At 66.5% G+C, this 20282-nt stretch carries 19 protein-coding genes, 1 tRNA gene and 1 pseudogene; 7 read left to right on the top strand and 14 right to left on the bottom strand.

All coding sequences use genetic code 11. The annotated features are described in order from the left end of the window. A partial coding sequence (locus tag KY389_RS15800; RefSeq protein WP_425517137.1) for a hypothetical protein occupies positions 1 to 72 on the bottom strand: 72 nt, incomplete at its 3' end. A gap of 422 nt (positions 73 to 494) precedes the next feature. Here KY389_RS15800 and KY389_RS03465 point away from each other — a divergent pair. The 3 genes from KY389_RS03465 (at position 495) to KY389_RS03455 (ending at position 2841) form a co-directional block, all read left to right on the top strand. Then, positions 495 to 857, top strand: a complete 363-nt coding sequence (locus tag KY389_RS03465; protein WP_219829405.1) for a helix-turn-helix domain-containing protein — start codon at positions 495 to 497, stop codon at positions 855 to 857. Between the two features lie 743 nt (positions 858 to 1600). Further along, positions 1601 to 2410, top strand: a complete 810-nt coding sequence (locus tag KY389_RS03460; RefSeq protein ID WP_219829403.1) for a phage major capsid protein — start codon at positions 1601 to 1603, stop codon at positions 2408 to 2410. Continuing rightward, positions 2410 to 2841 carry a helix-turn-helix domain-containing protein gene (locus tag KY389_RS03455; protein WP_219829401.1) on the top strand — a complete coding sequence of 144 codons (432 nt, stop codon included), beginning with the start codon at positions 2410 to 2412 and terminating at the stop codon, positions 2839 to 2841. Before KY389_RS03460 ends, KY389_RS03455 begins: the two co-directional genes overlap by 1 nt. Before the next feature lie 101 nt (positions 2842 to 2942). On the opposite strand, the gene KY389_RS03450 is transcribed toward KY389_RS03455, so the two are convergent. The 4 genes from KY389_RS03450 to KY389_RS03435 form a co-directional block, all read right to left on the bottom strand. Continuing rightward, a tRNA-Leu gene (locus KY389_RS03450) sits at positions 2943 to 3026 on the bottom strand. Between the two features lie 87 nt (positions 3027 to 3113). Further along, complete coding sequence (gene lipA, locus KY389_RS03445) at positions 3114 to 4073, bottom strand: lipoyl synthase (protein ID WP_219829400.1); 960 nt, start codon at positions 4071 to 4073, stop codon at positions 3114 to 3116. Positions 4074 to 4162: 89 nt separating this feature from the next. Then, the gene (locus KY389_RS03440) at positions 4163 to 5080 is read right to left on the bottom strand and encodes a hydrogen peroxide-inducible genes activator (protein WP_219829399.1); all 918 of its coding nucleotides are present in this window, start codon (positions 5078 to 5080) and stop codon (positions 4163 to 4165) included. Between the two features lie 63 nt (positions 5081 to 5143). After that, the gene (locus KY389_RS03435; RefSeq protein ID WP_219829417.1) at positions 5144 to 6298 is read right to left on the bottom strand and encodes a DUF6456 domain-containing protein; all 1155 of its coding nucleotides are present in this window, start codon (positions 6296 to 6298) and stop codon (positions 5144 to 5146) included. A 213-nt stretch (positions 6299 to 6511) separates the two neighbouring features. Here KY389_RS03435 and KY389_RS03430 point away from each other — a divergent pair, with 213 nt between their 5' ends. Beyond that, the gene (locus KY389_RS03430) at positions 6512 to 6859 is read left to right on the top strand and encodes a DUF6477 family protein (protein WP_219829416.1); all 348 of its coding nucleotides are present in this window, start codon (positions 6512 to 6514) and stop codon (positions 6857 to 6859) included. Positions 6860 to 7000: 141 nt separating this feature from the next. Here KY389_RS03430 and KY389_RS15795 read toward each other — a convergent pair. Then, positions 7001 to 7465: pseudogene (locus tag KY389_RS15795) on the bottom strand (helicase HerA-like domain-containing protein); the annotation flags it as partial. Positions 7466 to 8000: 535 nt separating this feature from the next. After that, complete coding sequence (ychF, locus tag KY389_RS03420) at positions 8001 to 9098, bottom strand: redox-regulated ATPase YchF (RefSeq protein ID WP_219829398.1); 1098 nt, start codon at positions 9096 to 9098, stop codon at positions 8001 to 8003. A 134-nt stretch (positions 9099 to 9232) separates the two neighbouring features. Between ychF and trpA the strand changes: the two genes are divergently transcribed. The 3 genes from trpA (at position 9233) to KY389_RS03405 (ending at position 11334) form a co-directional block, all read left to right on the top strand. Then, positions 9233 to 10030 (top strand): tryptophan synthase subunit alpha, encoded by a 798-nt coding sequence (gene trpA, locus KY389_RS03415; protein ID WP_219829397.1) that lies wholly within the window; start codon positions 9233 to 9235, stop codon positions 10028 to 10030. Continuing rightward, the gene (locus KY389_RS03410; RefSeq protein ID WP_219829396.1) at positions 10027 to 10527 is read left to right on the top strand and encodes a GNAT family N-acetyltransferase; all 501 of its coding nucleotides are present in this window, start codon (positions 10027 to 10029) and stop codon (positions 10525 to 10527) included. The genes trpA and KY389_RS03410 overlap by 4 nt, the downstream gene beginning before the upstream one ends. 66 nt (positions 10528 to 10593) lie before the next feature. After that, positions 10594 to 11334 (top strand): TerB family tellurite resistance protein, encoded by a 741-nt coding sequence (locus tag KY389_RS03405; RefSeq protein WP_219829415.1) that lies wholly within the window; start codon positions 10594 to 10596, stop codon positions 11332 to 11334. Here KY389_RS03405 and KY389_RS03400 read toward each other — a convergent pair. The 7 genes from KY389_RS03400 to acs all read right to left on the bottom strand — a co-directional run bounded on the left by KY389_RS03400 (position 11307) and on the right by acs (position 20180). Further along, the gene (locus tag KY389_RS03400) at positions 11307 to 13286 is read right to left on the bottom strand and encodes a 3'-5' exonuclease (RefSeq protein ID WP_246587913.1); all 1980 of its coding nucleotides are present in this window, start codon (positions 13284 to 13286) and stop codon (positions 11307 to 11309) included. The two genes, KY389_RS03405 and KY389_RS03400, sit on opposite strands and share 28 nt — an antisense overlap. After that, positions 13280 to 13651 carry a response regulator transcription factor gene (locus tag KY389_RS03395; protein ID WP_219829395.1) on the bottom strand — a complete coding sequence of 124 codons (372 nt, stop codon included), beginning with the start codon at positions 13649 to 13651 and terminating at the stop codon, positions 13280 to 13282. The genes KY389_RS03400 and KY389_RS03395 overlap by 7 nt, the downstream gene beginning before the upstream one ends. Continuing rightward, positions 13651 to 14151 carry a hypothetical protein gene (locus KY389_RS03390; RefSeq protein WP_219829394.1) on the bottom strand — a complete coding sequence of 167 codons (501 nt, stop codon included), beginning with the start codon at positions 14149 to 14151 and terminating at the stop codon, positions 13651 to 13653. Before KY389_RS03390 ends, KY389_RS03395 begins: the two co-directional genes overlap by 1 nt. Next, on the bottom strand, positions 14148 to 15956 hold the full coding sequence (locus KY389_RS03385; protein WP_219829393.1) for a DUF294 nucleotidyltransferase-like domain-containing protein: 1809 nt from the start codon (positions 15954 to 15956) through the stop codon (positions 14148 to 14150). Before KY389_RS03385 ends, KY389_RS03390 begins: the two co-directional genes overlap by 4 nt. A gap of 68 nt (positions 15957 to 16024) precedes the next feature. Next, on the bottom strand, positions 16025 to 17836 hold the full coding sequence (locus KY389_RS03380; RefSeq protein ID WP_219829392.1) for a sodium:solute symporter family protein: 1812 nt from the start codon (positions 17834 to 17836) through the stop codon (positions 16025 to 16027). Positions 17837 to 17846: 10 nt separating this feature from the next. Then, the gene (locus tag KY389_RS03375; RefSeq protein WP_219829391.1) at positions 17847 to 18104 is read right to left on the bottom strand and encodes a DUF4212 domain-containing protein; all 258 of its coding nucleotides are present in this window, start codon (positions 18102 to 18104) and stop codon (positions 17847 to 17849) included. A gap of 120 nt (positions 18105 to 18224) precedes the next feature. Further along, positions 18225 to 20180, bottom strand: a complete 1956-nt coding sequence (gene acs, locus KY389_RS03370) for an acetate--CoA ligase (RefSeq protein ID WP_219829390.1) — start codon at positions 20178 to 20180, stop codon at positions 18225 to 18227. Between the last annotated feature and the right edge of the window lie 102 nt (positions 20181 to 20282).

Here is a 20282-nt window from a genome sequence, read left to right as displayed (position 1 = left end):
CCTGTCGATCGCGTCCTGGTCGTTCTCGACCGCGCGGTCGAGAACGACCCGGCCCTCGGCGTCAACGGCCACCGCCCAATGTGTGCCTTTCGCGGCGTCGATACCGACGCATACCCTCGTCCTCCGATCTCCCTACCAATCCCGGAACACATGCCTCGTCTCGCCGGCATCGCCTTGCAAAGCCATCGAGAGCATCGCGTAATCAGCGGTCGAGCCGAGGCGGCGATGCGGGCGGCCAAGCTTCCCAAGCCATCAACGACAGCCAGCATGACAGCCATGCCCGCATCGCCTGCACCATGGCAGCTTCTCACCACCAATAGCGCTGCGAAAAGGGGTAAGGCGGCATGACGCCCCCAGAAACGGAAATCCCCCCGCCCGGCAGAGACCGGCGGGGGGAAATGGAGAAAGCATAGAGCCATGACAAAATATCGCGCCTGTGATCACAGGACAAGCGGAAATGTGATCACAGGGGGCATGCCATGTGTGTCCGCCTGATGGGAAAGATTTTCGACAACTCGGACCCGCCGCCGGGAGAGCGTTTCACACTGCTGGCCTTGGCCGATCACGCGGACGATTCTGGCCGCTGCTTTCCATCTATAGCGAGACTGGCGAAGGGCACGGGTTACAGCGAACGGGCGATCCAAGGGCATCTCAAGACACTTGAGCGTCGAGGCGTTGTGAAGGTGGCAAAGGGCGCCGGGCCAAATGGCGTCAACGTGTTCGCTATCAGCCTAGCCCCCGCAGATTTTGCACCCCCGCAGATTTTGCGCGATACCCCCGCAGATTCTGCACCCAAACCATCAGGAACCACCAAAGAACCATCAGATATATCTTCTAAGAACTTGCTCAAAGTCTGATCGTGTCCCTTGGAGTGGTGTAGCTGGCCATCGGCCAGCTACCCCACTCCAAGGGACACGATCTGCTTCGGCAACAGCGCCGCATCGCGCGAACTGTTCCAGGACATTGCCGACGGCATCCGCTGGCATGTTTCCGTCGGCTACCAGGTCCACGCAATCGAGGTCGAGCAACGCAAGGGCGCCGCCGATCTGGTGCGCGTGACCGACTGGGAGCCGTTTGAAATTTCCATCGTATCCGTTCCCGCAGACCCGACGGTTGGCGTCGGTCGGGACGCCAGACAAGCAGGAGAACCCATGCCGCCCAAGACCAACACCGCGCCCACCGGCGCCAGCACCCAAGGCGAAGAAGATCGCGTTACCGCCGTCCTCGAGCTGGGCCGAGTTTACAAGCACGACGCGCTTGCGGCCGAGGTCCTGCGCGCTGGTGGCGGGCCGGAGGAAATGCAGGCCCGTATCCTCGAACACATGAACGCGAACGGCAATCAGCCGCTTCGTGACGGGGGCAGCATCGGCCTTACCGAGCGTGAGGCGGGCCGCTTCTCATTCATGGCCCTGATCCGGCACCTTGCCGCCCCGACCGCCGAGAGCGCCGAGGCCGCCGCCTTGGAGCTGGAATGCAGCCGGGCCTTCGCCCGCCGCACCGGCCGAGAGCCGCAAGGCGCGTTCATTCCCCCTGATGTGCTGCTGTCGCGCAACTTCGGCGGCGCGCTGAACACCAGACCACCACCCAAGGCGCCGGGCTGGTGGCAACCGATCTGCTGGCCGGGAACTTCATCGACCTTCTGCGGAACCGCCTGTCGATCATGCAGGCGGGCGCGACCATGCTTCCGGGTCTGGTCGGGAACATGGCAATCCCGCGCCTTGCGGGCGGCGCAACTGCCGAATGGCTGCCCGAGGGCGGTTCGGTCACGGACTCGCGCCCCACGACCGACGTTGTGATCGTGTCGCCAAAGACCGTGGCCGCATCCGTCCCGATCACCCGCCGCCTTTTGCTGCAATCCACGCCCGCCGTGGAATCGATGGTGCGGAATGATCTGGTCGCGGGCATCGCCCTGGCAATCAACGCTGCCGCGCTGAACGGGCATCCCAGCCCGCACGCCCCGACCGGCCTGCGCGAGATCATCGCCGCGAACGCGCTGAACTGGGCCACCGCCGCCCGCCCGACCTTTGCCGAGATCGTCGAGCTTGAAACCCGGATCGCGGCCGCCAATGCCGACCAGGGCGCCTTGCGCTACATCTACGGCGCCGCCATGTCGGGTCACCTGAAAACGACCGTTCTCGAGCCGGGCGCCCCGGTCTTTATCGAGGCGGGTGAGACGGTGAACGGCTATCGTAGGATCAAGTCGAGCCAGGCCCGGCCCGGCGATGCCTTCTTCGGCAACTGGACCGATCTTCTGGTTGGCATGTGGTCGGGCCTCGACCTGCGCGCCGATACCTGGACGCTGGCGGCCTCTGACGGGCTGGTGCTGCGCGCGTTTCAGGACGTGGACATTGCCGTTCGCCACCGGGAGAGCTTCGCCCTGGGCCAGAACGCCCCTGCCGCGCCGGAATAATGCCCCGGCAACGCATCGACGCGCCCGGCACGGCCTATGCCGATTCGGGCGCAATCGTGATCACCGCGCCGCGCTTGGCCGAATACCTTGGCGTCAGCCCGCGCCGGGTTTGGCAAATGCGCCAGCGCGGCGAGCTGGTCAAGCATGGGCGCGGCCTCATCGACGCGTCCCACGCCTTCAACGCGCGAATCGGTCGCTTCTTTCTGACGCCCGAGAAGGCCGCCCAGCTGGACAAGTTCCGGATCGCTGCCATGGGCTGGCTGATGGTGCGATGGTCCGCAGGCGTGAGCCCGCGCGACCTGGCCGACTGGCGCGTCATGGCCGGGCATTGGCGGCTTACCCCCGCCGAGGGGCGTAATGTCCTCGAGGACGCCGCCGATCTGATGGGGCGCCCGCGTCCCAGCTTCAAGCAAGCCCGCTCCCGCCGCTGAAACCCGTTCAAGCGCCGTCGCGCTGGTGGGTCCAATGGTGGGTCTGGGCATTAGCGAAAGCAGGTTTTTTGTTTCAGATCAAAATCTTGATGCCAAGGCGGTGGTAGGGGTAGAGGGACTCGAACCCCCATGCCTTGCGGCGGAGCATTTTGAATGCCCTGCGTCTACCATTCCGCCATACCCCCGGACCTGCCGGCACCTTGGCCTGAACGTGGCCTAAATCGCCGCGCGGGAATTTGCAAGCCCGCATCTCGGCGCCGGGCAGCGCCGCCTCAGGCGCGGCCCAGCTTTTCCAGCCGTGCCGCCCGCAGCCGCGCGAAATCGTCGCCCGCGTGATAGGAGGACCGCGTCAGCGGCGTGGCCGAAACCATCAGGAAACCCTTGCCATAGGCGGCCTTTTCGTAGCCTGCGAATTCCTCGGGGGTGACGAAACGGTCAACGCGGTGATGCTTGGGCGTCGGTTGCAGATACTGGCCGATGGTGATGAAGTCGATATCGGCGGCGCGCATGTCGTCCATGACCTGCAAGACGGCCTGCCGATCCTCGCCCAGACCGACCATGATGCCGGACTTCGTGAACATCGCGGGGTCCAGTTCCTTGACCCTCTGCAGCAAGCGCAGCGAATGGAAATAGCGCGCGCCGGGGCGCACGGTCGGATAAAGACCTGGCACCGTTTCCAGATTGTGATTGAAGACGTCGGGCCGCGCCTCGACCACGGTTTCCAGCGCGCCGGGGGCGGATTTCAGAAAATCGGGGGTCAGCACCTCGATCGTGGCGTCGGGCGAGCGGTGACGGATCGCGCGGATCGTCTGGGCAAAATGCTCGGCCCCGCCATCGGGCAGGTCGTCGCGGTCAACGCTGGTGATGACGACATGTTTCAGACCCAACTTCTGCACCGCATGAGCGACGCGGCCCGGCTCGAACACGTCCAACGCGTTGGGCTTGCCGGTGGCGACGTTGCAGAAGGTGCAGCCCCGGGTGCAGATCTCGCCCATGATCATCATGGTGGCGTGACCCTGGCTCCAGCATTCGCCGACATTCGGGCAGCCCGCCTCTTCGCAGACGGTGGAGAGGCGGTTCTCGCGCAGCAGGTCGCGTGTCTGCTTGTAGCCCTCGGAGGTGGGCGCCTTGACGCGGATCCAGGCGGGCTTTTTCGGCTGCGCCTGATCAGGGCGATGCGCCTTTTCCGGGTGGCGCTGATCCGGGATCCTGAGGTCGCGCAAGGCGGTCATCCTTTCCGTCGCGGTTGTCCCACATCTAGGCTCTCTGTGCTGGTTTGGCAATTGCGCAACCCCGTCCGTGCACCCAGTGATGGCGGCCATCAACGGGCGGGCGGATCGGTCAGCAAACCCTGGGCTGCGGTGGACAGCAGCCTCGCCAATTCGTCGAACCAGCCGCCGGCGGGGGTCGAGGCGCGACGCATCAGCAAGACCTGCCGCGCCGGTTGCGGATCGGGAAAGCGGATCGCCGTCAGTCCGGGGGCGGCGGCCATTTCCTGCGCGCGCGCGATTTCGGGCAGGAAGGTCAGGCCCATGCCCTGGGCCGCCAGACGGCACAAGGTCGCAAGCGAGGCTGCGCCAAGGTCCAGCCGGCTGGACCGGCGCCCCAGGCCACAGACCTCCAGAGCCTGATCGCCAAGGCAATGCCCCTCGTCCAGCAGCAGCAACTGGCCGGGGTCCAGATCGCGCGGCTCGATGTTGCGGTCGTTCAGATCCGCGATGCGGGCAGGGCTGCCCGCCAGCAGGAAGCGGTCGGTGAACAGGTCCACCGCCTCGACCCCTGCCCCTTGCGGAGGCGTTGCCACGACGATCGCATCCAAATGCCCCGCCGCCAGTTCATCCAGCAGGCGTTCGGTCTGCGCCTCGCGCAGATGCAGGTCGCGCCCGATATTCTGAGCGCGCAGCAGAGGCAGAGCCACGGGCAGCAGGTAAGGTGCGACGGTGGGGATCATGCCCAGCATCAGCCGGCCGCCCTGCCCCGGCTGGCGCATGGCCTGTTCCAGCCCTGCCATGTCGGCCATGACCCGCCTGGCATGTGTCTCCAACGCACGGCCATGCGGTGTCAGCACCACGCCACCGGGCATACGTTCGACCAGCGCCATGCCGACGCATTCCTCAAGCTGGCGGATCTGCATCGACAGGGCGGGCTGGGTGACGTTGATCGCCTCGGCCGCGCGGGTGAAGCTGGCATGTTCGGCCAGCGCAAGAAAGTAGCGAAGCTGGCGCAGGGTGATATTCATAAGCGGACCTTATGGAGCAGAGATTTTAGCGCTGCGCCAGCTTATCGCACGCGGCGGTCATGCTCAACCGATCAGGGGGGCCCCCTTGCCATAGGTCTCGGCGTAATGGCGTTCCAGCCGCATCAGCGCAAGGCGAAGCACGATCTTGCCCGACCGCGCCGACCAACCCAGACGACGCTCGGTCATCTCGATTCCTTCGAGAAAGCAGCAGACCCGCAGCACGATGTCGCCCATGCCCGGGCCCAGTTCGCGCAAGGCCAGCGCGACCCGGTCGCGCGCGCTCTCCGAACCGCCGCGCTGGCCGCCGCCCTGCCGTGAGATGTCGATGCCCGCCGTCATGAAGCCGTCCCAGTTCTGGGTAACGCGCGGCCCCATCTGTGCCAATTCGAAATCCTCGCGCAGGCGCTCGCCCGCTGCGACCATGCCCTGTGTCAGAAAGGCCTGTCCGTTGGCGTCGCGCCGCCGCGCCAGAAGCAGCAAGGGGGATTCGGCGATATTCACGCGCACGCGCCTGCGCCGGTCATCCTCGGGGTCGCGGATGGTGCGGTCCTCCCAGATGCGGTGGCGATCGGCATGATCGAAGGGCGCGGCTGCTTCAGCCATCGCGCGATCGTCCGGCGCCCGCGCGACGGGGCTTGCATCGCAGAAAGCGCCCGGTCCCGGCACTGCGTCGCGCTGGCGCGGCGAGCGCAGCATCCGGCGCAGCGCGTCGCGCCCGGCAGGGGCCAGCACATAGCGCGAGAGCCGCCCGCCGCCCTGCCTCGATTGCACGACCCAGCCGCGCAGGGCCATTTCTTCGGCCAAGGCGCGTTCCAGGACGGCGGTGCGGATGTCGTCGCGGGTGACGATGGCCTTGTCCATCCCCGCCGCCGAGACCATGATTGCCCCCGGCTCGGACAGGCGGCGCAGGATGCGAAGGGCCTGTTTGTCGTCGAACGACAACGCATCGGCCGACCTGGCCAGCGCGCCATCGACCAACGGATCGTCGCGCCGCGCCTCGAACCGGCGGATGCGGCGCAGGATGGTCGAGGCGTGGCAGCCCGCCTCGCGGGCCAGGGCGCGGATCGTTTCGCCATTCTCGACATGGCGCAGGTATAGCTGTGCGTCCAGCGCCATCTCGTCACCCGGCACGGACGAACAGCCCGGGGCCGCTTGCTTTGCCTCACGGTGCTCCGCCGCGCTGGCGCCAGGTGCGAAATCACCGGTCACTATCGTCATGTCACTTCCCTTGTCATCCTCGAGCGGTCCGGCAGTAACCACCCTGGGTTGCATTTTTCCGTTCTGGTTAACGGAGCGTTTCTGCACGTAGAAGCAACATTCCCTAACAAATCCTAAAGAAACCTTGCGGGGGCGCGCGCTGCGATCAAGGATTTGGCAACACTCGTTTTGGTTGTGTGAAGCTGATCCCGTTACATCAGCGAGGATCACGCCATGACCGCATCCCTGAACCGCCCGGACAATGTCATTTCCTTTCCGGCCCGCAGCCCCGAGACCTCGCTGCGTCGCCCGCGCCTGCTGATCCGCGCCGCCCGCGAAGGGCAGCGCCACTGGCGGCGCGAACGTGATCTGGCGCGACTTCTGCGTCTGGAGAATTGCCCCCGGCCCGGCGCCTGTCTGCCGCGTCTGCGCGCCGAAGAGGCCGTGCTGAACGACATGCGCCTCAAGGCTGCGGCGGATTATCCGCTGCAGCGCCACGTGCTGCTGATGATCGCAATTCTGGCCGAGATGAAAGCCGCGATCGAGGCTGCGCCCGCGCCCCTGCTGGCCGCGCGCCCCTGACCCCTCAGCGACCCGCCTCAACGAGCGCAAGATGGCGCGCACCAGCGCCCGCCCTTGATGCCAAGCGGCGGGCAAGGCCCTTGCCGAAGGTCTCGGCGATACTGTCGCTGCACCATTACACCCTCGCGCCTGCGCCCGCTGGAACGCGCCTGTGCTGAACCCGCTGATATTCTCGTGCCACAACGGCAGGTCGAGAGCGTTCCGCCCCAGCCAGGTCAGCATGGCGTGCAGATCCTTCAGACCCGTCAGCGGCAGCCCGCCTTTGTCGGCCAGGCGAAAGGCGATGTTCAGCACTCCCGCCCGTACCGCCGTCCATCCCGGCAGGCGCGGCAGAAGCGGCGGCTCCAGCTTGACCGGGATGCTGCGGACCGGATGGCTGCTTTCGCCCCTCAGGTCTGATCGGAAGACGGCCGGCACGGATTGATAACGCAGTGCCATGCCGATCTTCCGGGCCGGATTGCCCTTCATGTCGGCCAGAAAGACCGGCGCGCCGGTCAGGGACAGGCTTTCTGCCGGTCTCCGCAACGTCATCGCCTCGCCGGTGCCGGCCGCGCCCGCACAAGACCCCGGCGGTTGGCTTTGCTCAGCAGCATCCCGGGCAGCGATCCTGGCCGCAGTCTCCGCCAGGAATCAGCCCCGCCTCAGGATCAGCACGGATCGCATCACGACCCCATTCAGCGGCAATTTTCTGCAAGCCCTTACGCAACGCGCGCCATGATAAGACAGCCTTAACCTGTTCATGTCATGGTTGAGCCGTTCGGGGTTGCGTGCTTGCCTCGAACCTTCCTCCCTGTTGGACTGCCGCGCCTTCGGGCGCGGCCTTTTTCCAATCAGCGGGCCAGACGCTCCTTGCCTTGCGTCGCAACCGCGAAACGGCGTCATCGGATGTTGACGCGAGAGCGCGGCGCGATTAGCGTTGAGATCAATGATGACCGGCCAGTCCGGCAGGGAGACCGTGCAGGATAACTGCAAAAGAGGCCGCAGCGATGTTGGCTGCGGCCTTTTCCATTCTCGTCGCATAACCCCGGATGACGGAATCGTGGAAGGTTAATGACAGCGCCGCAAGACCGGTCTTTGGGCAAGGACCGGGCGGGACAGGCAGCGGCGTCCTCCACCGATTCACGGCTGGCGGGTCGTGCAATCAGGCGTTGAAGAGGAAGTGCAGGATGTCGCCGTCCTTCACCTCGTAATTCTTGCCCTCGACGCGCAGCTTGCCGGCCTCGCGGGCGCCGGCCTCGCCATGGCCGGCGATGTAATCGTCATAGGCAATGGTCTCGGCCCGAATGAAGCCGCGTTCGAAATCGCCGTGGATCACGCCGGCGGCCTGAGGGGCCAGCGTGCCGCGTCTGATCGTCCAGGCGCGTGCCTCCTTGGGGCCAACGGTGAAATAGGTCTGAAGGCCCAGAAGGCTGTAGCCTGCTCGGATCAGCCGGTCCAGCCCTGGCTCCTTTAGCCCCATCTCGGACAGGAACATCTGCGCTTCATCGGCGTCAAGCTGGCTGATCTCTTCCTCGATCCGGGCCGAGATGACGACATGGCCCGCACCCTGTGCCTCGGCCATCTCGCGGACCCTCTCGGACATGGCGTTGCCCTGCGCCGCATCGGATTCGGCGACATTGCAGACATAGAGCACCGGCTTGGCCGTCAGCAATTGCAGCATGTTCCAGGCCTTGCGGTCATCCTCGGCCACCTCGACGGTGCGGGCCGGGCGGCCATCCTCCAGCGCGGCCAGCGCGCGTTTCAACAGCGCCTCCTGCTGGGCGGCATCCTTGTCGCCGCCCTTCAGCTTGCGCGCCAGATTGGCCAGGCGCCGCTCGATCGATTCCATGTCGGCGATCATCAGCTCGGTCTCGATCACTTCGGCATCGGCCAGCGCATCGACGCGGCCCTCGACATGGGTGATGTCGCCATCCTCGAAGCAGCGCAGCACATGGGCGATGGCGTCAACCTCGCGGATATTGGCCAGAAACTGGTTGCCCAGGCCCTCGCCCTTGCTGGCGCCCTTCACCAGGCCCGCGATATCGACAAAGGTGATGCGGGTCGGGATGATCTGCTTGCTGCCCGCGATGGCGGCCAGACGGTCCAGACGCGGATCGGGCACGGCGACCTCGCCCACATTCGGCTCGATCGTGCAAAAGGGGAAATTCGCGGCCTGGGCTGCGGCGGTGCGCGTCAGCGCGTTGAACAGCGTGGACTTGCCGACATTCGGCAGCCCGACGATCCCCATGCGAAAGCCCATCTGCGCGCCCCTTTTCCAAAGCCTGAAATCAGCGCGTCTGTTACGCGCCTCGCGCGGCCAAGTCCAGCCTGCGCGCATTGCGCTGCGCGGCCAAGGCGGCTAGTGCTGGCGCAAAAGGCCAGACGAGGGCGGTGATGACCAGAATCGACACGCGTTTCGAGACTCTGAAAGCGCAGGGAAAAAAAGCGTTCGTCGCCTACATGATGGCGACCGACCCCGATCAGGACACGGCGCTTCGGATCATGCGCGGCCTGCCCGGCGCCGGTGTCGATGTCATTGAACTGGGTATGCCCTTCACCGATCCGATGGCCGATGGTCCCACGATCCAGGCGGCGGGTCAGCGGGCGCTGGCGGCGGGCGGCAGCGTCTCGCGCACGCTGGATATGGTGCGCGCCTTCCGCAAGGATGACGACACGACGCCCATCGTGCTGATGGGCTATTACAACCCGATCTATGCCCGCCCCGGCGGGGTCGAGGGCTTTCTGGCCGAGGCGGTCGAGGCCGGGATCGACGGCCTCATCGTCGTGGACCTGCCCCCCGAAGAGGATGACGAACTGTGCCTGCCCGCCGCCCGCGCGGGGCTGAACTTCATCCGGCTGGCGACACCCACGACCGATGACCGCCGGCTGCCCGCCGTGGTGCGCAACACGTCGGGCTTTGTCTATTATGTCAGCGTCACGGGCATCACCGGCGGGCCGGCTGCGAACGCCGCCGAGGTCGCCCCCGAAGTCGCCCGCATTCGCGCCGCGGCCGGGCTGCCCGTGGTCGTGGGCTTCGGCATCTCGACGCCGGACGCGGCGCAGGCCATCGCCTCGGTCGCGGATGGCTGCGTCGTGGGCAGCGCCATCGTCAAGCTGATCGGCGAGGGACGGCCCGTGCCTGAGATCCTGGACTTCGTCGCGGCGCTGGCCGAAGGCGCGCATCGCGGATGATGCTGCGCGCCGCCCGTCCCGATGATGCAGGCGCGGTCGGCGCGATCTGGAACCCGATCATCCGCGACACCGCAATCACCTTCTGGCCGACCGAACGCAGCGAGGCCGAGATTGCCGCGATCATCGCCGATCGCGCCAGCACCGGCCTCGCCTTTCTTCTGGCCGAGGATGCGGGGCGGGTCATCGGTTTCGCCACCTATGGCCAGTTCCGGGGCGGCGCGGGCTATGCCCACAGCATGGAGCACACGATCCATCTGGCCCCCGAGGCGCGCGGCAAGGGGCTTGGCCGCATTCTGCTGGCCGCCATCGAGGATCACGCCCGCGCCGCCGGTCATCGGCTGATGATCGGGGGCATTACCGGCTCGAATACCGGCTCGCTGGCCTTTCACGCGGCTGCGGGCTACCGCGAATGGGGCCGCATCCCGGCGGCGGGCTGGAAATTCGGGCAGTTCCATGACCTTGTGCTGATGGGCAAGGATCTGGTCGCGGCGGCCTGACGCAGGGGCAGGCACGGTGACATCGCGCCTCTATCGCAGCGCGGCAAGGGGCGCTAACATGGCGATATGGAATGTTGCGACAACCCCCTGACCTGTGACGGTCCCTGCCCCGCCCTTCCCGCGCCCCGCAGCTTCTGGCAGCGGATTGCGGATCGCGTGGTCGCGTTTCTGTGGACAAGCCGCCCCGCGACGCCGCGCGAACGCTCGGTCGCGTTCACCATCGCGGTGATCGCGCTTGGCGCGAAGCTGGCCAAGGCCGACGGCACCGTCGCGCGGTCCGAGGTGGCGGCCTTCCGGCGCGTCTTCATCATCCCGCGCGCCGAGGAAAAGAACGCCGCGCGCGTTTTCGATCTGGCGCGGCAGGATGTGGCGGGCTTTGATGCCTGGGCCCGCAAGATCGCGCGGATGTTCTCGCCCGGCGATCCGGTGCTGGAGGACGTGATCGAGGGCCTCTTCATCATTGCCGTTGCAGATGGCGCGCTGCATCAGGCCGAGATCGCCTTCCTCGACGAGGTCGCGCGCATCTTCGGCATCCCCGCACAGCGCCTGGCCGAGATCCGCGCCCGTCACGACCCTCAGGCCGGTTGCCCCCCCTGCGAGATCCTGGGCATCGCCATCGACACGCCCCTGCCCGAGGCGCGCAAGCGTTGGCGCCAGCTCATCCGCGAGGCTCATCCCGACCGCGCCATCGCGCGCGGCCTGCCGCCCGAGGCGATCCGGCTGGCCGAGGCCCGCACCCGCCGCCTGAACGAGGCTTGGGACAAGTTTCGCGCCATGCGTCAGGAGGTCGAACGGCAGTCGGCCTGATCCCGGCCCGCCGCCTCCAGCGTGGCCGGGCTGTTGGCATCGCCAATCAGACGGCGATAGCGTCGGCCTTCGGCCACAGCCTGCTCGAAGCGTTCGATCCCCTTGGCCTCCAGCGCCGGGATCAGGCGCAGGAAAGCCTCGGCCGTGGCGATCGCGTCGCCCATCGCGGTGTGGCGATCCTCGGGCGGGATGGTGATGCCCAGCCTTTCGGTCAGCGCATCCAGCGAATGGGTCGCCGATTGCCCCCAGACCATCGCCGACAGCAGCACCGTATCCAGCACGCGGTTGTCGAAATGCGCCCCCGTCTCGGGCGCGGCCCGGCGCAGGAAGCCCATGTCGAAGGGCGCGTTATGCGCGATCAGCACCGCGCCCTCGGCGAAGTGGTGGAATGCGGTCAGCGCGGTGCTCATGTCGGGCGCATCGGCCACCATCGCATCGGTGATGCCGTGGATCGCGGTCGAGGCCGGGGGAATCGGGCGGCCCGGATGAACCAGCGTCTCGAAGCGTTCCCCGGTCAGGCGCCCGCGCGCGATCCTGAGGCCCGCGATCTGCACGATACGGTCATTGTCGGTCAGCCCGGTGGTCTCGGTGTCGAAGACCACGCAGGTCAGGTCGGACAGCCGGCTCGAGGCCACGCCCCGCGTTGCCAGCGCGAAATCGTAGGTCACGCCCGAATCTTCGTCGCGCAAGTCCGCCAGCCGCAACGGCAGGACCAGACGCGCCAGCCCCTGCCCGCCTTCGGGCCAGATGCCGGTGCCGTGGCTGGCCAGGATCTCGGCCCCCGACAGGTCGGGCTGACCCGGATCGGGCGCTTCGGCCAGCCAGCCTTCCAGCATGTCCATGCCAAGAGGCGCGCCCTGCCATTCGAGGATCAGCCCCGCCTCTCCCGCCTCGGCGGGTTGCACCCCCAGACTGGGCGTCAGGCCCATCGCCCGCAGCCGCGCGTCGAGGTCGCGCAGAAGCGCGTTGACCGGCCCCGCCTCGGCCTGAAAGCGCAGGCGCGGCAGATCGGGCATCAAGGCAATACCCGCGCCCAGTTCATCCAGCCCCGCAACGCCGCCCGGCGCATCGCCCGCAAGGATCTCGGACAGCTGGCGGGTCGCCAGCGCCAGCCCCTGCCCCTCGTCGCGGATCGCGCGCGCCAGGTCAGGCGGGATCGGCCCGTCCAGCGCGTCCAGCATCGGGACCAGCGTTGCGGCATGACGGCGCAGCATTTCCAGCGTGCCGCGCGGGGCGGGGCGTTCTGCGGGCCGGTCGCGCAGGATCAGCAGCGTGCCGTCATCGACCCGCCGCATCCGGCCCGAGAGGCGTGCGCCCTCGGCCGTCAGGCAGATCAGATCGGTCGCGGCCGCCCCCGCGTCCAGCCGTGCCTCGGCGGCATCCAGCGCGCCGCGGCGCAAATGGCGGTCCAGCGGCCTGTCCAGCGCCAGCCCCGGCAGCAACCGCGCGGCCGAGGCGTTGTAGAACAGCACCCGCCCCTGACGGTCGGTGATGACCGCGCCCGCGCCGAAATCGGCAAGGATGGATTCCAGCGCGGCCTTTTCGCGCGCCAGATCGGCGGCATGGTCCTGGATCGCCTCGGCCAGAGCCTTGGCCGAGGCCGCCCGCGCCTGCGCCGCCTCGCGCGCGGCGGGGCCCAGATCGGCGAGATGGCGCGTCTCGGTCAGATCGGGCGCCTGCCCGGTTCGCAGGCTTCCCGCCAGCGTCTCGATCGGGCGGGCCATGTGGCGGTCGAACAGATACCACAGCCCGGTGATGCCCCCCAGCATCCCGAAGCCCGCGACCAGCCCCGCCAGGATCAGCCCGTCCAGCATCTGCGCCGGCTCCACGCCCTGTGCCGCCAGCCGGGCATGGGCCAGCCCCAGCGCCGCCATCAGCAGCGCCATGGCCCCCGCTGCAAGCCCCGCAAACATCAGCAGAACCCGCAGCCGCAGCGACAGCGCGCCTAGCATGGCTTGTCGAGCAGCCGCGCCATTTCCGAGCGCAGCTCGGCCAGTTCGAAAGGTTTGGCGATGAACCCATCCGCGCCAAGGGCCAGGCCCTTGCGCCGTTCCACCACCGAGCCGCGCGCTGTCATCATCAGCACCCGGACATCGGCCAGAGCCGGATCGGCGCGCACGTCCTGCACGATCTGATAGCCTGACACATCGGGCAGCATCACGTCCAGAAGGACCAGATCGGGATGCATCTCGCGAATACGCGCCACCGCCCCCGCCCCGGTCGCCATCCGCGCATGGCTGTGACCGTCCCGCGTCAGCAGGAAGTCCAGCGCCACGGCGATGTTGTCCTCGTCCTCGATCACCAGAATCTCGGCCATCACCCCCCCTGACCGCCGCAGACCGCGGCAAATGCCGGATCGTCGCCGGGCGCGGGCGCCCAGTCACCGCGCGCGGGCCGGATCAGACCGGCCGCGCAATCGAATTCCTGTGGCACGACCACGGTCTGGCCGCGCCGCTCGAACAACATGATCTGGGCGCGGCGCCGACCGTCCTCGCCCTCGGTCACGGCCGAGGGGTCCAGCGCCGCGAAGCGCACGCCGACGGGCACCAGATAGGTCCAGGGCGCCCAGATCTGGGTGACCTTGCCCACCACCAGCACCTGCGTGCCCGGGGGCAGGCGGTCCAGCGCGCGCGGCAGCCAGGCGTAATCGGTCCAGACCGAATAGAACACCATCGCCGCGCCGATGCCCGCGGGCATCAGCCAGGGCGCGGGCCTCAGCCCGGCCTTGCGGGCGGCGTGCAGCCCCGCATAAAGCACCGCCGCCATCCCGATACCCACGGCGATCACGCCCAGAATATCAGCCCCGATCCCGGTCATCCCAGCATTCCCTTTCCGTGGCCCACCGCCGATTGCATCGACCGGACCACCACGAAGGCATCGCGCAGATGGCTGCGCTGAAAGTCCGGAAGATCCGCAGGCGACAGATAATTGTCGGGCTTGCGCCCGGCCTTGATCAATTGCGCCTGATTTTCAAGCCTGAGGGTCTGGATCATGTCATAGGCCGCGACAAGATCCCGCCCCCCCGAGGCCGACACGATGCCGCGCGTCTCGGCATCCTCCAGCCGGGCGCGGGTGTTCACGGCGCCGATCCGGCCTTGCAGCGCATAGACCCGCGCCAGATCGGCGACCGGCACGACGCCGTTATGCTTCATGTCGATATGGTGGCGATGCTCGCCCGAGCGGATGGTCGCAAAGCCCCCGATCAGTCCAAGCGGCGGCCGGTGCTTGAGCGCGTTCGACACCATATGCGCGACAAAGATCGAATTGCGCGCGGCCATGTCCAGCGTTCCGGCCTGCAATTCCGACAGCAGCGTCGCTTCGCCCGCAATGGCGCGCAGGTCGAACATGACCGAGGACAGCATCTGCGCCTCGGGCGAGGGATGGGCGATCCAGTCGCGGAAATAGCCCTGCCAGACATCCAGCGGCTGACACCAGCGCGGATTGGTCGCCATCATGTCGCCGGGGCAGAACATGTAGCCGCAGGCATCCAGCCCCTCGCTGACCAGCCGGGCCATGTCGCGAAACCAGGGATGGGCCGGATCGGTGCCGGGCGCAAGGATCAGGCAATTGTCCTGATCGCTGATGCCAGTCTGTTCCTGCCGCCCCTGACTGCCGCAGGCGGCCCAGCACCAGGCCGCCGGCGCAGGCCCCAGCCGCGCCTCGGCCAGCGCGATCAGGCGGCGCGTCACGGCGTCGGCGATGTCGGTGATCATCCGCGTGATGATCTCGTGGCGCTGGCGGGCGTTGACCAGTTGCAGCAGCAATTCGGGGATGCGGGCTGTCACGCGGGCCATCTGACTGACGCCTTCGGCGCCTGCGACCTCGCGGATCAGGCCCGAGGCCGAAATGGCCTGAACCCGCGTCAGGTCGGTCTGGCTGATCATGCCCAGGAAGCGGCCATCCTCGACCACCGGCAGGTGGCTGATGCGGCGTTCGAGCATGATGTTCAGAACGTCATAGCCAAGTGCGGTCGGCGCCAGCGTCACCGGGCGCTCGGTCATCACCTCGCGCACCGGACGGCGCATGTCGCGCCCCTCCGCCACGACGCGGTTCGACATGTCTCGGATCGTGACCAGCCCGATCAGGCGACCCTCCTCGCAGATCCCCAGGCTTGAGGCATGAGCCTCACGCATCAGCCGCGCGGCCTCGATGATGGGCGTCTCGGGGGGGCAGGACAGGGCGCGCGCAGACATCAGCTCGCCCACCTTCAGCATCGCCACCTCGGGACCGCGATCGACCGCGCCACGTCCCCGGTCGAAGAACCGCGCCACCGCCCGATGCTCTGCGATCAGGCGCCGCAATTCCTCGCGCGGCAACAACAGCACGGTGCAGTCGGTCTCGGCCGTGGCGCTGGTCACAGCCACACCATCGCGCAAGAGCCCGCGTTCGCCGAACGAATTGCGCGGCCCCAGTTGCGAAACGCTGTCGCCATTGCGATCCGTCACCGCGACCTTGCCATGGCGGATCAGGTAGAGACCCGAAAGCGGTTCTCCGTGCCGGTAGATGACGGTGCCGGCGGCAAAATCCCTGCGGCTGAAGGAACCGGCGACCCGCGCCAGTTCGTCCCGCGGCAGGGCGTCATAGGGGTGAACCGTGGCGATGAAATCTTCGGTATCGGACATCGGCCGGGCCACCTGCTGACGGAAATGCGGGATGCCGCGCCCCGGGAAGGGGCGCGGCGTTTTCTGGATCAGTGCAGCACCGCCGCGCCTGCGCCGCGCGGGACACGGATCGATTCGACCAGTTCCTGCACCTCGGCCGGGGTTTCCTCGGTCATGTTCGAGACGAGGAAGGCGACGATGAAATTGATCAATGCGCCGATCACGCCGAACGAGGCCGGCGAGATACCGAACAGCCAGGCATCGGGCGTGTCGGGCAGCATGTTGGTGCCGGCGATGAAGAACCAGCCCTTGTAAACGAAGATATAGATGATCGTCGTTGCCATGCCCGCGATCATGCCCCAGATCGCGCCGTGCTTGTTGATGCGCTTCACGAAGATGCCCATCATCAGGACCGGGAAGATCGAGCTGGCCGCCAGACCGAAGGCCAGTGCCACCGTCTGCGCCGCAAAGCCCGGCGGGTTCAGACCCAGAAGCGTCGCGACCAGGATCGAGAAGGCCATCGAGATCCGCGCCACCAGCAATTCGGTCCTTTCGCTGATGTTCGGCGCAAGCGTGCCCTTGATCAGGTCATGCGACACCGCGCCCGAGATCGCCAGCAGCAGGCCCGCCGCGGTGGACAGTGCCGCCGCCAGACCGCCCGCCGCCACGATGGCGATGACCCAGCCCGGCAGGTTGGCGATTTCCGGGTTGGCCAGAACCATGATGTCGTTGTTCACGGTGGTCAGCTCGTTGCCGACCAGGCCCTGATCCTGGATCACCTGCGCCAGCTCACCCGTGGGCTCGACCCGGTCGTTGTAATACTGGATCAGGCCGTCGCCGTTCTTGTCCTCCCAGGCCAGCAGACCCGTGACCTGCCAGTTCCGCATCCATTGCAGTTCCGGCGCGGTCTCGATCGCCTCCAGCGACACGGCGGGCTGGCTGAACGTGTCGCCGGTCTGGGCGCCCGGCCACATCGTGGCAGTCAGGTTGAAGCGGGCCATCGAGCCTACCGCGGGAGCAACGGTATAGAGCAGCGCGATGAAAACCAGCGCCCAGCCTGCCGATTTGCGCGCATCCGACACCTTGGGCACGGTGAAGAAGCGGATGATCACATGCGGCAGGCCCGCGGTGCCGATCATCAGCGCCAGCGTGAACAGCACCATGTCCAGGGTCGAGTTGTGATGCCCGGTATAGCTGCGGAAGCCCAGATCGGTCACCAGGTCGTCGAGCTTGGCCAGGAAGGCCATCCCCGAGGCGTCATGGGTCGAGAACAGACCCAGCTGCGGCAGGAAGTTGCCGGTGAGCTGCAGCGAAATGAAGACCGCCGGGATGGTATAGGCGGTGATCAGCACGATATACTGCGCGACCTGCGTGTAGGTGATACCCTTCATGCCGCCAAGCACGGCATACATGAACACCAGCGCCGCGCCGATCCACAGCCCGGTCGAGTTCGACACTTCGAGATAGCGCGAGAAGGTGACGCCCACGCCGGTCATTTGGCCGATCACGTAGGTGATCGAGATGATCAGCAGGCAGACCACGCCGATGATACGGGCACTGCGCGAGTAGAAGCGATCGCCGATGAATTCCGGCACGGTGAACTTGCCGAACTTGCGCAGGTAAGGCGCCAGCAGCAGCGCCAGAAGCACGTAGCCGCCCGTCCAGCCCATCAGATAGGTCGAGTTGTCATAGCCTGTAAAGGCGATCAGACCCGCCATCGAGATGAAGGAAGCCGCCGACATCCAGTCGGCCGCGGTGGCCATGCCGTTTGTGACCGGGCCAACGCCGCGGTTGGCGGCGTAGAACTCGGCCGTCGATCCGGCGCGGGCCCAGATCGCGATCCCGATATAGAGCGCGAAACTGAGGCCGATGACGATGAGGTTAAGCGTGAATTGGGTCATTGTCCGGGCCTCATTCGTCCACGCCGTATTCGGCATCGAGGCGGTTCATCCGCCATGCGTAGAAGAAGATCAGCACGATGAAGGTCAGGATCGAGCCTTGCTGCGCGAACCAGAAGCCCAGATCGGTGCCGCCGATCGGAATGCCCGCCAGCAGCGGGCGAAGCAGGATCGCAAAGCCATAGGACACAAGCGCCCAGATGGCGATGCAGATATAGATGATCCTGAGATTCGCCTGCCAATAGGCATTTGAAGATGTTCTGTCACTCATGTCCTTCGGTCCCTCCCCTGTTCAGACATGTTGCTTTTCCGCTCTGGCAGTTCCGCACGACGGGCTGGCGGAGACCCGTCGCGCGAGGGGCCAGGCACTGGTCGCGCCCGGCCCCTTGCGTCAGCCGCGATTCATGCGGTTGGCGATGAGATCATCGACGACATCGGGCTCGGCCAGTGTCGAGGTATCGCCAAGCGAGCCATAATCATTCTCGGCGATCTTGCGCAGGATGCGGCGCATGATCTTGCCCGAGCGTGTCTTGGGCAGACCGGGCGCCCATTGGATCAGGTCGGGCTTGGCGATGGGGCCGATCTCGGTGCGGACCCATTTCTCAAGCTCGGCGCGCAGCTCCTCGGTCGGCTCGACCCCGTTCATCAGCGTGACATAGGCGTAGATGCCCTGCCCCTTGAGCGGGTGCGGATAGCCCACGACCGCAGCTTCGGCGACCTTTTCATGGGCCACCAGAGCCGACTCGATTTCGGCCGTGCCCATGCGATGGCCCGAGACATTGATCACGTCATCCACCCGGCCGGTGATCCAGTAATAACCGTCCTCGTCGCGCCGGCAGCCGTCGCCGGTGAAGTAATAGCCGGGATATTGCTGGAAATACGCCTCCTCGAAGCGGGCATGATCGCCCCAGAGCGTGCGCATCTGGCCCGGCCAACTGTCGCCGATGCACAGCACGCCCTCGGCGGGGTTGCCCTTCTGGATTTCGGCCGATGCCGCATCCAGGATCACCGGCTTGACACCGAAGAAGGGCAGCGTGGCCGATCCGGGCTTGGTCTCGATCGCGCCGGGCAGCGGGGTGATCAGATGGCCGCCGGTCTCGGTCTGCCACCAGGTATCGACGATGGGGCAGCGCCCCTTGCCGACATTCTCGTTATACCAGTTCCAGGCCTCGGGGTTGATCGGCTCGCCCACCGTGCCCAGGACGCGCAGGCTGGACAGGTCATGCCCCTGGACGAATTCGGTCCCCTTGCCCATCAGCGACCGGATCGCCGTGGGTGCGGTGTAGAATTGCTTGACCTTGTGCTTGGCGCAAACCTCCCAGAAGCGGCCGGCATCGGGCCAGGTGGGCACGCCCTCGAACATCAGCGTGGTCGCGCCATTGGCCAGCGGGCCATAGATGATGTAGCTGTGGCCCGTGACCCAGCCCACATCGGCCGTGCACCAGAAGACATCGCCATCCCTGTAGTCAAAGACCAGCTGGTGGGTCATCGCGGCATAGCACAGATAGCCGCCTGTCGTATGAACGACGCCCTTCGGCTTGCCGGTCGAACCCGAGGTATAGAGGATGAACAGCGGGTCTTCGGCCCCCATCGGCCGCGGCGGACAATCGGGGCTGACATGTTTCATCTGTTCCTTGACATCGATGTCGCGGCCCTCGACCCAGGTGATCTGGTCGCCGGTGTGCCTGACGACGAGGCAGCGCACCTTGTCGGAACAATGCAGCAGCGCCGCATCGGTATTCGACTTCAGCGCCGTGCGACGCCCGCCGCGCGGAGCCGTGTCGGCGGTAATGACGACCTTGGCGCCGCAATCGTTGATCCGGTTGGCCAACGCGTCGGGCGAGAAGCCGGCAAAGACAACGGAATGGATCGCGCCGATCCGCGCGCAGGCCAGCATGGCATAGGCGGCCTCGGGGATCATCGGCATGTAGATCACCACACGGTCGCCGCGCATTACGCCCTGGCTCAGCAGGACATTGGCGAAGCGGTTCACCTTTTCGGACAATTGGGCATAGGTGATGTGCTGCGCAGGCGTCTTGGGATCATCGGGCTCGAAGATGATCGCGGTCTGGTCGGCCCGTGTGGCCAGGTGGCGGTCGATGCAGTTCACGCTGGCGTTCAGCACGCCGTCCTCGAACCACTTGATGCTGACCTGACCCAGGGTGAAATCGGTGTTCTTCACCTTGGTATAGGGTTTGATCCAGTCCAGCCGCTGACCCTCGCGACCCCAGAAAGCCTCGGGATCGTCGATCGATTCGGCATAGAGGCGCTGGTAATCCGCCGGTCCGACATGGGCATCGCCGAACCCTTGCGGAATTGCGTGTTTCGACACGATTTCAGAGCTCATGGCATCCCCCTCCTCATGACGCTGCATGGATCCGGCGCGGTGCGATCCAGGTCGGCACATGGCGCCAGCCGTTACCGGGGAATGTTAATCACATGCGGATAT

The organism is Paracoccus bogoriensis, assembly GCF_019431455.1.
Classification (GTDB): Bacteria; Pseudomonadota; Alphaproteobacteria; order Rhodobacterales; family Rhodobacteraceae; genus Paracoccus; species Paracoccus bogoriensis.
This window is presented reverse-complemented; position numbering and strand designations above follow the sequence as displayed.